The sequence below is a fragment of the Mesorhizobium sp. NPDC059025 genome (genome assembly GCF_042739655.1).
Lineage (GTDB): Bacteria > Pseudomonadota > Alphaproteobacteria > Rhizobiales > Rhizobiaceae > Mesorhizobium.
In genome coordinates this window covers 190,327-204,324 of the sequence record NZ_JBHYIM010000012.1, presented here as the reverse complement: position 1 = coordinate 204,324, position 13,998 = coordinate 190,327, and the positions used below count along the sequence as shown (strand labels likewise).

12 protein-coding genes are annotated in these 13,998 nt (G+C 62.8%); 2 read left to right on the top strand and 10 right to left on the bottom strand.

Going from position 1 to position 13,998, the window contains the following annotated elements; translation table 11 throughout:
* Positions 1–284 precede the first annotated feature (284 nt).
* From nadC to ACFWYE_RS24925, 5 genes are all read right to left on the bottom strand, one after another.
* Positions 285–1,130, bottom strand: a complete 846-nt coding sequence (gene nadC / locus ACFWYE_RS24945) for a carboxylating nicotinate-nucleotide diphosphorylase (protein WP_379114905.1) — start codon at positions 1,128–1,130, stop codon at positions 285–287.
* A 1-nt stretch (position 1,131) separates the two neighbouring features.
* The gene (locus ACFWYE_RS24940; protein WP_379114904.1) at positions 1,132–2,679 is read right to left on the bottom strand and encodes an L-aspartate oxidase; all 1,548 of its coding nucleotides are present in this window, start codon (positions 2,677–2,679) and stop codon (positions 1,132–1,134) included.
* Positions 2,676–3,665, bottom strand: a complete 990-nt coding sequence (nadA, locus tag ACFWYE_RS24935; RefSeq protein ID WP_379114903.1) for a quinolinate synthase NadA — start codon at positions 3,663–3,665, stop codon at positions 2,676–2,678. The genes ACFWYE_RS24940 and nadA overlap by 4 nt, the downstream gene beginning before the upstream one ends.
* Before the next feature lie 67 nt (positions 3,666–3,732).
* Positions 3,733–4,695 (bottom strand): hypothetical protein, encoded by a 963-nt coding sequence (locus ACFWYE_RS24930; RefSeq protein ID WP_379114902.1) that lies wholly within the window; start codon positions 4,693–4,695, stop codon positions 3,733–3,735.
* Between the two features lie 33 nt (positions 4,696–4,728).
* Positions 4,729–5,157 carry an Lrp/AsnC family transcriptional regulator gene (locus tag ACFWYE_RS24925; RefSeq protein WP_379065163.1) on the bottom strand — a complete coding sequence of 143 codons (429 nt, stop codon included), beginning with the start codon at positions 5,155–5,157 and terminating at the stop codon, positions 4,729–4,731.
* A gap of 142 nt (positions 5,158–5,299) precedes the next feature.
* Between ACFWYE_RS24925 and ACFWYE_RS24920 the strand changes: the two genes are divergently transcribed.
* Positions 5,300–6,403 (top strand): saccharopine dehydrogenase C-terminal domain-containing protein, encoded by a 1,104-nt coding sequence (locus ACFWYE_RS24920; RefSeq protein ID WP_379114901.1) that lies wholly within the window; start codon positions 5,300–5,302, stop codon positions 6,401–6,403.
* A gap of 107 nt (positions 6,404–6,510) precedes the next feature.
* Here the strand turns inward: ACFWYE_RS24920 and lpdA are convergent, their stop codons facing one another.
* Genes lpdA through ACFWYE_RS24900 form a run of 4 tightly spaced genes read right to left on the bottom strand, consistent with a single transcriptional unit; the run spans position 6,511 to position 11,552 of the window.
* A complete protein-coding gene (lpdA, locus tag ACFWYE_RS24915; RefSeq protein WP_379114900.1) occupies positions 6,511–7,908 on the bottom strand; it encodes a dihydrolipoyl dehydrogenase in 1,398 nt (465 codons plus the stop codon).
* A gap of 58 nt (positions 7,909–7,966) precedes the next feature.
* The gene (locus tag ACFWYE_RS24910) at positions 7,967–9,301 is read right to left on the bottom strand and encodes a dihydrolipoamide acetyltransferase family protein (protein WP_379114898.1); all 1,335 of its coding nucleotides are present in this window, start codon (positions 9,299–9,301) and stop codon (positions 7,967–7,969) included.
* A 1-nt stretch (position 9,302) separates the two neighbouring features.
* Positions 9,303–10,316 carry an alpha-ketoacid dehydrogenase subunit beta gene (locus ACFWYE_RS24905; protein ID WP_379114897.1) on the bottom strand — a complete coding sequence of 338 codons (1,014 nt, stop codon included), beginning with the start codon at positions 10,314–10,316 and terminating at the stop codon, positions 9,303–9,305.
* A 3-nt stretch (positions 10,317–10,319) separates the two neighbouring features.
* A complete protein-coding gene (locus tag ACFWYE_RS24900; RefSeq protein WP_379114896.1) occupies positions 10,320–11,552 on the bottom strand; it encodes a 3-methyl-2-oxobutanoate dehydrogenase (2-methylpropanoyl-transferring) subunit alpha in 1,233 nt (410 codons plus the stop codon).
* Positions 11,553–11,881: 329 nt separating this feature from the next.
* Between ACFWYE_RS24900 and holA the strand changes: the two genes are divergently transcribed.
* A complete protein-coding gene (gene holA / locus ACFWYE_RS24895; protein ID WP_379114895.1) occupies positions 11,882–12,931 on the top strand; it encodes a DNA polymerase III subunit delta in 1,050 nt (349 codons plus the stop codon).
* 76 nt (positions 12,932–13,007) lie between these two features.
* On the opposite strand, the gene ACFWYE_RS24890 is transcribed toward holA, so the two are convergent.
* Positions 13,008–13,892, bottom strand: a complete 885-nt coding sequence (locus tag ACFWYE_RS24890) for a ParB/RepB/Spo0J family partition protein (protein WP_379114894.1) — start codon at positions 13,890–13,892, stop codon at positions 13,008–13,010.
* Positions 13,893–13,998 lie beyond the last annotated feature (106 nt).

The window sequence follows — 13,998 nt, the reverse complement described above, 5'->3', positions numbered from 1 at the left end:
CAGACCAGCAGAGTGTCGCTCACGCGGCTCTCTTGAATTTGTCCAACTCCGCGAAACCCAGAAGCGAACTTCTTCGTCGCCAGCAGCGTCGCCGCTGTCGTTGGTGAGCGGCATATAGGGGATGGCCTCTTCCGGTGTCAACAGCCGTTTGAAGATTTTTGCGATCTTCTCGATTTTTTTCTGACTGAGGCGATCGGAAGGCGGTTTGCAATCAAGAGATTGTGGTTTGCCGGCGTCCGGCGACTAAAACGCACCCGAGTGCGAAAACATGCCGGCCACGCCAGCTATTCGCTGTCCAATCCGATATCGAGAATCGGAGCACTGTGCGTAAGCCAGCCGATCGAGATGAGATCGACACCGGTTGCGGCGATGGCAGGAGCCGTGGCTGCCGTCACGCGGCCCGAAGCCTCGGTGATCACGCGGCCGTCGACCATGGCCACCGCCCGGGAAAGCTGTTCGACAGACATGTTGTCGAGGAGAACGGCATCGACGCCGGTCGCGAGTGCGATTTCGAGTTGATAGAGCGTATCCACCTCGACCTCGATCTTGACCATATGGCCGGTGCCCGCCTTTGCCCGAGCTATCGCCGTGCGGATGTCTCCTGCAATCGCGATGTGATTGTCCTTGATGAGCACCGCATCATCGAGGCCGAAGCGGTGATTCGAACCGCCGCCAGCACGTACGGCATATTTCTCCAGTGCGCGCAGGCCGGGCGTCGTCTTTCGTATACAGACGATCTGCGCCTTGTGACCCCGCACCGCCGCGACGACCGCCGCGGTGGCGCTGGCGACGCCGCTCAGGTGGCAGAGGAAGTTGAGCGCAACCCGTTCTGCCGTCAGCAAAGCACGAGCCGGCCCGCGAACAATTGCAATTGTTGCCCCGGAGGCAACATGACTGCCGTCATGGTGAACTGGCTCGAATGCGATTCGCGGATCCATCAACTTGAAGGCCAGTGCCGCAACATCGAGACCAGCGATCACGCCTTCCTGTCTTGCGACAAGCGACATCGTTGCTTCGGTGTCGGCCGGAACGATTGCATTGGTCGTCAGATCGCCGCCAAGGCCGAGATCTTCCAGCAGGGCACTACGCACCAGCGGTTCAACCATGATGTGCGGCAGCGGTGTCAACATCTCAAGCTCTCCTTATAAGAGGAACGGCCATTTCAGTGATGGCGGCGGCGCTATCCAGTGTCTCTGCAAGCGTCAGACGAGACCGACGCGGCTGATTCTCCTGCAGGGGAAAGTCCGCACGACAATGCGCGCCGCGACTTTCCCTCCGTCGAAGAGCGGCAACGGCAATCATCAAGGCGACCATCGCCGGGTCGGAGGTTGCATCATCGGTCCTGGCCAGCCGCAGCAGCGCGACAATCGCGTCACGAAGCGCATGATCGTCGCGCTGGATGCCAAGTGCCGCCGAAGCGATCGGACGGACAAGAGAAGCATCGGGGCGCGGCGGCACGACAGTTGCGATCTGCTGCCGTCGCCTGGCCGGTGCGGCAGCGGCCACGCTACGGGCAACCCAGAGTGCTGAAACCACGGCCTCCGTCAGCGAGTTGCTGGCAAGGCGATTGGCACCGTGCAGTCCGGTGCAGGCGACTTCGCCGCACGCCCACAGACCGGGGATCGAGCTGCGCCCTTCCGCATCCACGGCAACGCCGCCCATATGGTAATGGGCTGCCGGACGAACCGGGATGGGATCGACCGCGGGATCAATGCCAGCCTCATGGCAAAAGGCTGCGATGGCCGGGAAGCGTTTGGTGAAATCCGGACCGAGACTTTGCCTCGTATCCAGAAACACCCGGCCGCCGGCGACAAGCTCGCGCGATACCGCGCGCGCCACCACGTCGCGCGGCGCAAGCTCGCCTCCCGGTGTGTCGGCGAGGAAGCGCTGCCCACGATCGTTGACGAGCATGGCACCTTCGCCGCGCACTGCTTCGCTGACAAGCGGCATCGGACGCAGCGGAACATCGAGAGCCGTCGGATGGAACTGCACGAATTCAAGATCGGCCAGTTCCGAGCCGGCACGCGCTGCAAGCGCCAGGCCTGGTCCGAAGGAAGTCGACGGGTTCGTCGTATCGTTGAACAGCCCGCCCACGCCACCGGTAGCGAGCACCACACGCCCGGTGGACAGCGCAGTCGCGCCATCGCTGCCGACGGCCAGTATCCCGGCGATCTCCCCGTCTTCAAGGAGCAGCCGCCGCACCTCCCATCCCTCGAGGACAGCTATCGAAGGCGTCCTTCGTACTGCGGCAGTCAAAGCCCGGACCAGTTCGCGGCCTGTTGCATCACCAGCGGCATGCACGATCCGCCGGTGCGAATGCGCGGCTTCCAACCCCAGACGCAACCTGCCGTCGCGGGCGCGATCAAACACAACCCCGAGACGCTCGAGATCGGCGATCGCCTGTGGAGCGGCATCCGTGAAGCGTCTGACGACCACCTCGTCACAAAGTCCGGCGCCAGCATCACGCGTGTCCATGAAATGGAGTTCCGGGCTGTCGTCGGTGCCAAGGCTCGCGGCCATGCCGCCTTGCGCGAGCGTGCTGGACGTCTCGGCTCCCAGCGGAGCCCTCGAGATCAGGACCACCGGTTCCGGCACCATGCAGAGTGCGGTCATCAGGCCGGCGACGCCAGCACCGATTATGACGGGACGATCCTGAAGGTTATGGAGGGACGGCGTCATATCGCGAGCATGCGCTCCACTGCCTGGCGAGCGCGATCCGCGACATCGGCATCGATGGTCACCACGTGCCGGTTTTCCTCGAGCGCCGCGCGGATATTGGCAAGCGTGATGCGCTTCATATGCGGGCACAGGTTGCAGGGCCGCACGAAATCAACCTCGGGATGTTCGACGGCGACGTTGTCGCTCATCGAGCATTCGGTCATCAGAACCACGCGCGCCGGCTTGTGACGACCGACATAGTCCGACATCGCCGCGGTGGAACCGGCGAAATCGGCCTCGGCAACCACTTCGGGCGGACATTCGGGATGGGCAAGCACGGTGACTCCGGGATGGGCTTCGCGCAGCTCGCGGATATCGGCCGGCGTGAAGCGCTCATGCACTTCGCAATGGCCCTTCCAGGCGATGATCTCGACCTTGGTCTGCGCGGCGATGTTCCGGGCCAGATATTCGTCGGGCAGCATGATGACCCGCGGAACGCCCAATGATTCCACCACCGCGAGCGCATTGCCCGACGTGCAGCAGATATCGGACTCTGCCTTCACCGCAGCGGACGTGTTGACATAGGTGACGATCGGCACGCCGGGATAATTTTCCCGCATCAGGCGCACATCGGCAGCGGTGATCGAATCGGCCAGCGAGCAGCCGGCGCCGAGATCGGGGATGAGCACCACCTTGTCCGGATTGAGCAGCTTGGCGGTCTCGGCCATGAAGTGCACGCCTGCCAGCACGATGACATCGGCTTCGACGGTCATCGCCTTCCTGGCAAGCGCCAGGCTGTCGCCGACGATGTCGGCCACGCAATGGAAGATTTCCGGCGTCTGGTAGTTGTGCGCCAGGATAACGGCGTTGCGCTGGCGTTTCAGCGCCAGGATGGCGTCGATGTCGCCGGCGAAGACCGGCCATTCTATCGGCGGGATGACACGCCGCACGCGTTGGTAGAGGACGGCGGAAGGTGATGCGGCAACCGCAGCGGAAGAGACAGACATCGGCACCTCACTTTATGCTCAGTGTGAGTATATCACCGACATGTGCTTACTATGAGCATAACTCCTGTCAAGACCTGGTGAGTGGCAATTTTGTCCCTGCAGCCGCGCGCTCATCGAGAACGGCATGGCGGAAGCGGTAGAGCTTGGCTGGTCGTCCCCCCGTGTCGGCGGTCATCTGCCCGGTCTCTTCGACCAGTTCCTGCTGCTCGATCAGGCGGCGGAAATTCTGTTTGTGGACCAGCCTTCCGGCGAGTGCCTCGACCACCCGCTGCAATTGCAGCAGCGTGAAAACCGGCGGCATCAGTTCGAACACGACCGGCCGGTATTTGATCTTCGAACGCAGCCGCGCGATTCCCGTGGCCAGGATGCGGCGGTGATCGGCGATCATGGCCGGGCCGGGTATCAATGCAGAGCCGTGTTCACCGCGCCCGCGTATGGCCTCCTCGACCAGGCCCGCCTCGTAGAGCAGTTCGTAGCGCTGCAGGCAGAACTCTTCGTTCCAGGGATGATCGTCGAAGCCGAAGGCGATTGCCGCCCTGCGCTGCCTTTCTTCTCGTGACGCGACATCGGCGGCCCCGTTTGCCCAGGCCGTCAGATGCTGCTGGACAATTTCGGGGATCAGGGCGGGGATGCCGGCACGATGATCCTCCCATGGAAAGAAGTCGTACCAGCTGCGCCATGCTCGTTTCGCAGAAGCCGAAGAATGATCGATGCGGGTCAACGCCAGATAGCTGATGGAGATCACCCGCTCGTGACGCTCGTCGCCGATCCGGTCGCTGTCGGCGAATGTATAGAGTTGTTCGATATAACCGAGCTGGTGGCTGGTCTGCTGTTCCACCCATGTCCGCAGGCCGAACTGCAAGGATCGGTGGCCAAGCTCGAACGGACCTGAAGGCAGCCCGTTTGCAGTCCCGACGGTAAGGACGCGTGGCTCCTGGTCGGCAGTGGCCACGACAACGGCAATCAGGTCCACATCGTGGTTCTTGCCGGCTGGCTTGCGCTTTCCTGTGTCTGTCATGCGATCCTGCATGGTTTCCGGGGTCAGGTAGAAGATGACGGGATCTTACCGGTCGATCCGCGTCGAGAGGATGATGGAAGACAGCGTGCGTTCCACGCCGTCCATTGCACCGATTCGGTCGAGCAGTGCGTCGAGATCGCTGATCGAAGCCGATTCGACCGTCACGATCATGTCGAAGCTGCCGCTGACCGAATGCAGCGAACGCACCTGGCCGAGCGCACGCAGATCCTTCACGACCCGCTCGGCCGCTTTCGGCGCCACCGTCAGCAGCACATGCGCCCGCACCAGCCCCTGCTCATAGTCCGGTGCCAGCCGCACGCCATAGCCGGTGATGATCCCCCGTGCCTCCAGCCTTTCGATGCGACTTTGCACGGTGGTGCGCGAAACTCCCAGCCTTCGAGCAAGTTCGGCCGTCGAGGCGCGGGCGTTTTCACGCAGCAGCGTGATGAGGTCTCGGTCGGCCTGGCTCAGCATTTTTCCACGCTACTTCGCATTTTGACGACCGAGCTCGGCGATTTTATCGAAAAGCGTCGGCGTTTTGTTCAATCGCACACTTCCATTCGTCAGGCAAACTGCGATTCCTGCCCCTGGAACATCAATAAGAAAGGGCTTGGCCATGAAGGAAATCGTTGTTGTCGGCGCAGGCAAGATCGGCTCGACCATCGCAGACATGCTGGCCGCGACCGGTGACTATCGCGTCACCATCGTCGACCGCTCCGCTGCACAGCTTGCCGCACTGGAGGTTGCCGCCGGCATCGCCACGGTCGAGACCGATATCGAAGCCGCCGGCGCCCTTGAAGCCGTGCTTGCCGGCAAGTTCGCCGTGCTGAGCGCCGCTCCCTTCCATCTCACGACACGCATCGCCGAGGCAGCTGCTTCCACCGGTGTCCACTATCTCGACCTGACCGAGGATGTCGCGTCGACCCGACGCGTCAAGGAACTGGCGAAAACCGCCAAGACGGCGTTCATTCCGCAGTGCGGCCTGGCTCCCGGCTTCATCTCGATCGTTGCCAATGATCTCGCCAGCCGTTTCGACAGCCTCGAAAGCGTGCGCATGCGCGTCGGCGCGCTGCCGCAATATCCGTCGAATGCTCTGAACTACAACCTGACCTGGAGCACCGACGGCGTCATCAACGAATATTGCGAGCCGTGCGAAGCCATCGTCGAAGGCGAGCTGATCGAAGTGCCGCCGCTGGAAGAGCGCGAGGAATTCTCGCTCGACGGCGTCACCTACGAAGCCTTCAACACCTCGGGCGGCCTGGGCACGCTTGCGGAGACGCTGAAAGGCAAGGTGCGCACGCTCAACTACCGCACCATCCGCTATCCGGGCCACGCCGCGATCATGAAGGCGCTGCTCAACGATCTCGGCCTGCGCCATCGCCGTGAAGTGCTGAAGGACATTCTCGAGAACGCGCTGCCGGCCACCATGCAGGACGTGGTCATCGTCTTCGTGACCGTCTCGGGCCGCAAGAACGGCCGACTGCTGCAGGAGACCTACGCCAACAAGGTCTACAGCCAGCGTTCCGGCCAGACCGTACGCAGCGCCATCCAGATCACCACAGCCTCCGGCATCTGCGCGGTGCTCGACATGCTGGCAGACGGCACCCTGCCGGCGACCGGCTTCGTCAAGCAGGAAGACATCGCACTGGACAGCTTCCTGGCCAACCGCTTCGGCCGCGCCTATGCGCAGCACGAGCGCACCGACCGCATGGCCAGCTAAGTTGCTCACCGGCTCTGCCGGTTCAAGCAGACAAAAAACCCGCCGGCTGGTCCCGGCGGGTTTTTTGTTGGACTGCAGTATCGACATTCGCCGCCGAGCGCGTTTCCTCAGATGTGCAATGCGTGTCCCAGCGCCTTCAGTGCCGCTTCGGGAAACGCCTCGCCCTGCGTCGGGTGCGCATGGATGGTGCCGGCGATGTCTTCCAGGCGCGCGCCCATTTCCAGCGCCAACCCAAATGCAGCAGCCAGTTCGGAAACCCCGTTGCCGACCGCCTGGATGCCCAACACCAGATGATTGTCGGCACGCGCGACGACACGGACGAAGCCACTCTCGCCAAGCCTGGTCATGGCGCGGCCGTTGGCGGTGAACGGAAACTGTCCGGTCTTGATTTCGCCGCCCAGAGCCTTCGCTTCGTCCGGCGACAATCCGACGCTCACCACTTCCGGATCGGTGAAACACACAGCGGGAATGGCTCGCTTGTCCCAGCTGCGTTTGTGGCCGGCCACGATCTCGGCTACCATCTCACCCTGCGCCATGGCGCGGTGCGCCAGCATCGGCTCGCCGGTGACGTCGCCAATGGCAAAGACCCCGCGCATCGAGGTGCGGCATTGCTCGTCGATGCGGATGAAGCGCCCGCTCATGTCGAGGTCGATCTGGTCGAGGCCCCAGCCTTCCGTCACCGGTTTGCGCCCAACCGTGACCAGAATCTGGTCGGCCTCGATCTTCACGTCCTTGCCGGCAGCCGTTTCCACCAGCAGTGCATCGCCTTTGCTTGACAGTCCCTTGGCCTTGGCTTCGGTCAGCACTTCGACGCCAAGCTCCGCCAGACGCTTGATCACCGGCTTCGTCAGCTCGGCGTCGTATTGGGCGAGCAGGCGCGGCAGCGCTTCGACCACGGTCACTTTCGCGCCGAGCTTTGCAAAGGCCATGCCGAGCTCAAGCCCGATGTAGCCGCCGCCGACAATGGCGAGCCGTTCCGGCACCTTGTCGAGGGACAGCGCTTCGGTTGACGAGATCACCCGACCGCCGTACGGCAGGAAAGGCAGCTCGACCGGCGCCGAGCCGGTAGCGATGACCACGGTTTCAGCGCGGATCACCTGCAACCCGGTCTCAGTCTCGACCTCCACGGTCTTGCCGTCACGGAAAGTTGCCCAACCCGAAACATGCTTGACCCTGGCTTTCTTGAGCAGTCCGGAAACGCCATTTGTAAGCCGGCTTACAATACCGTCCTTCCACGCGATGGTCTTGCCGAAATCGAGCGACGGGGCTGTCGTGGCAATGCCCAGCGGACTGCTGCCTTCGGCCATGTGCGAAACTTTCTCGAACTCTTCCGCCGCATGAATCAGCGCCTTCGACGGAATACAGCCGATGGTGAGACAGGTGCCGCCCGGCTTCACAGCCTCGACGATGACGGTGTCGATGCCGAGCTGACCGGCACGAATGGCGCAGACATAGCCGCCGGGACCGGCGCCGATGACGAGCAGCTTGCAGGAAATGTCCTTCATTGCCCAACTCCCCGTTTCCAAAGCTTCGCTGGCTGACGATCGCGAAAAGGATCCATGATCAATTGTCCACGAAGATCAGTGCCGGGGTTTCCAGCAGCGCCTTGATACGCTGGACGAACACCGCGGCATCCCAGCCGTCGACGATGCGGTGATCGAAGCTGGACGACAGGTTCATCATCTTGCGCGGAACGAACTGGGTACCATCCCAGATCGGCCGCACCATCATCTTGTTGACGCCGATGATCGCGACTTCCGGGTGGTTGATCACCGGCGTGGTCACGACACCGCCCATCGCACCCAGCGAGGTGACGGTGATGGTTGAGCCGGAAAGCTCGTCGCGGGTCGCCGTCCCGGTCTTGGCGGCTTCGGCCAGACGGTTGACCTCGGCGCCGCAATCCCAGAGATCGCGTGCCTCGGCGTGTTTCACCACCGGCACTACCAGACCATTCGCTGTCTGGGCAGCAATGCCGATGTGGATGCCGCCATGCTGGTGGATGACGCCCGCCTCGTCGTCGAACAATGAATTCAACAGCGGCTGTTCACCGATCGCCTTGACCATGGCCCGCATCAGGAAAGGCAGCAGCGTCAGCTTCGGTCGATCGGCGCGCTTCTCCTTGTTGAGAGCGGCGCGCAGATCTTCCAGCGCGGTCACATCGACTTCTTCGACATAGGTGATGTGCGGGATGCGCGATTTGGATAGCTTCATCTTCTCGGCGATCTTGCGCCGAAGCCCGATGACCTTGATTTCCTCGACGCTCTCGTTGCGAGAGAGACCGGTCGCCGGCCGCGCCGTTTGCGGGCCGCGCGAGAGGAACGCCTCGATGTCTTCATGCTGGATGCGACCGGCCGGGCCCGTGCCGGTGACCTGACGCAGATCGATGCCGGCCTCCCTGGCGCGAAGCCGCACCGCCGGCGACGCAAGTGGCTTTTCGCCCTCGGGGCGAGGCGCACTGCCGATCGAAGCGGACGGACGCGATACATTCTTTGTTGCTGCCGGAGTTGCTGCCGGAACTGACGCTGGCTTGGCTTCAACCGGCTCCCTGGGCGCCGCTGCCGCCGGAGCCTGCTTGGCAACATCGGCCTTCGCAGGTTCCTCGGCCTTGCTGACAGCCGCGGGCCTGGCTCCAGCGGCTGCCGTTACATTGCCTTCTCCGGCCACCTTGAGCCGAACGATGGGCGAACCGATCGCCACCGTGTCGCCTATCTCTGCGCCCAGCCAGAGAATTTCTCCGTCGACCGGCGACGGGATCTCCACCGTCGCCTTGTCGGTCATGACCGCCGCCAGCACGGTATCCTCGCGCACGAGGTCGCCGACCTTGACGCTCCATTCGACAAGTTCCGCCTCGGCCACGCCTTCGCCGACATCGGGCAGCTTGATGACATATTCACCCATGTCAGGCCTCCATCGTGGCGATAAGCGCGCGACCGACCCGGGTCGGGCCGGGGAAATAGTCCCACTCCTGTGCATGCGGATAAGGGGTGTCCCAGCCGGCAACACGCATGACCGGCGCTTCGAGATGGTAGAAGCAATTCTCCTGCACCAGCGACATCAGCTCAGCTCCGAAGCCTGAGGTCAGCGTCGCCTCGTGCACGACGACACAGCGGCCGGTCTTCTTGACCGATTCGACAATGGTATCGAGGTCGAGCGGCAGCAGCGTGCGCAGGTCGATGATCTCCGCATCGATGCCGGTCTCTTCCGCCGCGGCCTGGGCAACATAGACCATGGTGCCATAAGCAAGCACCGTCACCGCATTGCCCGGACGGCGGATCACCGCCTTGCCGAGCGGCACCGTATAGTGGCCGTCGGCGACTTCACCGAGATCATGCTTGGACCAGGGCGTGACCGGCTTGTCGTGATGGCCGTCGAAGGGTCCGTTGTAGAGCCGCTTCGGCTCCAGGAAGATGACCGGATCCGGATCCTCGATCGCCGCGATCAGCAGGCCTTTGGCATCGGAGGGATTGGACGGCACCACGGTCTTCAAACCGGACACGTGGGTGAACAGCGCTTCCGGGCTCTGGCTGTGGGTCTGGCCACCGAAGATGCCGCCACCGGTTGGCATGCGCACGACGATCGGACAGGTGAAATCGCCATTGGAACGGTAGCGTATGCGAGAAGCTTCCTGGGTCAACTGGTCGTAGGCAGGAAACATATAGTCGGCAAACTGTATCTCCACACACGGTTTCATCCCGTAGGCGGCCATGCCGATCGCTGCGCCGACGATACCGGATTCATTGATCGGCGCATCGAAGCATCGGGTCTTGCCGTATTTGGCCTGCAGGCCCTGCGTGCAGCGAAATACGCCGCCAAAAAAGCCGACATCCTCGCCAAAAACGACGACACGTTCATCCAGCCCCATCGCGACATCCATGGCATCGCGAATAGCCTCGATCATGGTCTTGCGTGCCATGGTTCAAATCCCCGCCTGCTGGCGTTGGCGCTTGAGATGTGGTGGCATCTCGGCATAGAGCCCTTCGAACATGTCGCGGATCGACGGCTTACCACCGGCATGCAGCGTGCCGTGCGACTCTGCTTCCTTTTGCGCCGCGATGACGGTTTCTAGGATTTCGCTCTCGGCCTGCGCGTGGCGTTCATCCGACCAGACGCCGCGATGGATAAGATGGTTCTTCAGCCGCACCACCGGGTCGCCCAGCGGCCAGGCCTCCGATTCCGCCTTTGGCCGATAGGCCGACGGATCGTCCGAGCTGGAATGCGCGCCGGCGCGATAGGTCACATATTCGATCAGTGTCGGCCCAAGATTGGCGCGCGCGCGTTCCGCAGCCCATTTCGCCACGGCGTGCACGGCAAGATAGTCGTTGCCGTCGACCCGCAGGGCCGGAATACCGAAGCCGAGGCCACGCGCCGCAAACGTGCCGGCACCGCCGCGGGCGATACCCTGGAAGGTCGAGATCGCCCATTGGTTGTTGACGATGTTGAGAATGACCGGGGCCTTGTAGGTCGAGGCAAACACCAGCGCCGAATGGAAATCCGATTCCGCGGTCGAACCATCGCCGATCCAGGCAGCGGCAATGCGCGTGTCGCCGCTGATCGCGGATGCCATCGCCCAACCCACTGCCTGAATGTACTGGGTGGCCAGATTGCCGGAAATCGAGAAGAAGCCGTGTTCCTTCGACGAATACATGATCGGCAGTTGCCGTCCCTTCAAAGGATCGGCTTCGTTCGAATAGATCTGGTTCATCATCGTGACCATCGGGTAGTCGTCGGCGATCAGGAGACCTGCCTGCCGATAGGTCGGGAAATTCATGTCGCCCTTGTCGAGGGCCTTGCGGAAGGCGCAGCTCACCGCCTCCTCACCCAGATGTTGCATATAGAAGGACGTCTTGCCCTGGCGCTGCGCCATCTGCATGCGCACATCGAAAGCCCTCAGCGTCATCATGTGGCGCAGGCCTTCGAGGAGTTCTTCATCGCCCAGCATGTCTGCCCAGGGACCGACCGCCTCGCCGGCACGGTCCAGGACGCGGATGATCGAAAATGCCAGATCGCGGATCTCGCGCGGATCGACATCGATCGGCGGTTTGGGCACGGAGCCGGCCTTGGGAATTGGAACGTTGGAGAAATCCGGTGTTCCACCCGGCCTGACCTCCGGTTCCGGAACATGAAAGCGCAACTTCCCGGCTTCGGCCATGGGCTCTCGTCCTCCACTGCATTGAAACGCCGGCCGTCCGAGGGACATGCACAAGACGCTCCATCACTTTCAATCTGCGATGTTGGCATATCTTCGACGCCGAAGCAGCGCCAAAGTACCTCCACCACGTTTGCCTCTCCCTGCCCGGTGCGCTCGGCTCCGGCGGCGGCGCAATGTTGCAGGAAACGCGCGTAATATCCCGTCTCATCCATGCCTTTTGCGGCAACAAATGCGATTGCTTGTCATTGCTTCCATTCCAAAAGCTGCCGCAAGCGCTGTGAGCATTCGCGCTACATGCTTTGAGCACCACATCGTGCTAGGGGACCACCATGGCACAGAAAAAAGCCTCAGAAGTCGATTCGTGGCTGGCACGGCCGGACTCCGGCACCTGGCTGGTGCTCATCTATGGTCCGGACCGCGGACTGGTGGCAGAGCGTGCACGTGCTTTCGCGACCCGCACGGGACTGCCGCTCGATGACCCGTTCTCAGTTGTGAAACTGGACGCTGGCGACGCCGACCGAGACCAGGGCCGCCTGCTCGACGAGGCGCGCACCGTGCCGATGTTTTCCGATCGGCGTCTGCTCTGGCTGCGCAATGCAGGCGCCCAGAAAAACCTTGCGGACGACGTGAAGGCCTTGCTGGCCGAGCCGCCACGCGATGCCATTGTACTGATCGAGGCCGGTGACCTGAAGAAAGGTGTCGGACTGCGTGCAACCGTCGAGGCGGCGCACGGCGCCATGGCGCTGCCTTGTTATGCCGACGACGCGCGCGACATCGAGACCGTCATTGACGACGAACTCGGCAAGGCCGGAATGACGATGTCGCTGGAAGCGCGCCAGGCCTTGCGCCGCAATCTCGGTGGAGACCGCCTCGCCTCGCGCGGCGAAGTCGAGAAGCTGGCACTTTATGCACACGGGCGCAGCGAGATTACGCTAGAAGACGTGCGCGTTCTGACGGGCGACGTCTCCGGGCAATCCTTTGACGATGCCGTCGATGCCGTGCTGGCTGGCAGGCTGGAGGATTTCGACACGGCTTTCACCCGCCAATGCCAGGCCGGCGGTCAGCCGTTTCTGGCGCTGGCTGCCGCAATGCGTCAGTTCCAGGCGCTGCATGCGATGCGTGGCACCATGGAGGCCGGTGGCGGGCGCAATGCGGCTGCAGTTGTCGCCGCCCACAAGCCGCCGGTTTTCTTTACCCGTCGCCGTCTGATCGAGACGGCGCTGGAGCGCTGGAGTTCCGAAGCCCTGAACCGGGCGCTGGCGCGGCTCCAGGCCGCTGTCCTGCAGAGCCGGCGCAGGTCCGATCTTGCCGAGCCGATTGCCCGGCAGGCCCTGCTCGGAATTGCCGTGGAAAGCGCGCGGCTCGCGCAACGGCGCTGAGCAAAACTGCTCAGCATTAGAAGATATATTTTACAGTGGCTTAGGGCGAATCAACGACCAGATGCGGCTTGAGCGCTCAGGCCTGCTTCAGCCGTCGGCAAAGATCGTCGAGCTGATCCAGTGAACGGTACGACACGCGCAGTTCGCCGCCGCCGCTCTTGTGCGCGATCACCACTTTCATGCCCGTGACATCGGACAGCAGCTTTTCCAGCGCCAGCGTATCGGGATCCTTCTCCGTGGGAGAAGGCAGCTTGGCCTCGCGCTGCGCCTGGACCGGCATCTGCGCGAGCGCTTCAGCCTGGCGAACCGAAAGCCCTTCTTCCACGATACGCTTGGCAAGCCCCGCCGGATCCTGCGCGGTGACCAGCGTACGCGCGTGGCCCGCCGACAGGGAGCCATCCACCAGCATGTCACGGATGACATCCGGCAGCTTCAACAGCCGCAGCGTGTTGGCGACATGGCTGCGGCTTTTGCCGATGACCTGGCCGAGATCTGCCTGGCTGTAGCCGTGATCGTCGATCAGTTGCTGGTAGCCAAGCGCCTCTTCGACCGCGTTCAGATCGGCGCGCTGCACGTTTTCGATGATCGCCAGTTCCAGCGCGGTGCGGTCATTGACCTCTCGTACGATCACCGGAATCTCGATCAGACCGGCGCGTTGCGCTGCCCGCCAGCGCCGCTCGCCGGCAATGATCTCGTAACGGCCCTGCTGCGTGGGCGACGAACGCACCACCACCGGCTGGACCACACCATGTTCGCGAATGGACTGCGATAGATCCGTCAACTCGGCATCACCGAAATGGCGGCGCGGATTGCGTGGATTGGGCGAAACGAACTCGATCGGAACCTTGCCGTCAGCCGCCGGGCGCGGCTGTTCGGTGGCCGTGGCCGCGGGCCGGTCGATTTCGCCGATCAGTGCCGCAAGCCCTCGTCCCAGCCGCTTTCTCGAAGGATCGTCGTTCATCTCAGTCTTCCAGGTCGTTTCGCTCGAGCAATCCCAGGAAAACTATGTGACGGTTTTCGGCCTGGAATTGTGTGAAAACAATGGGTTAGAGTATTTCCGGTTTTGG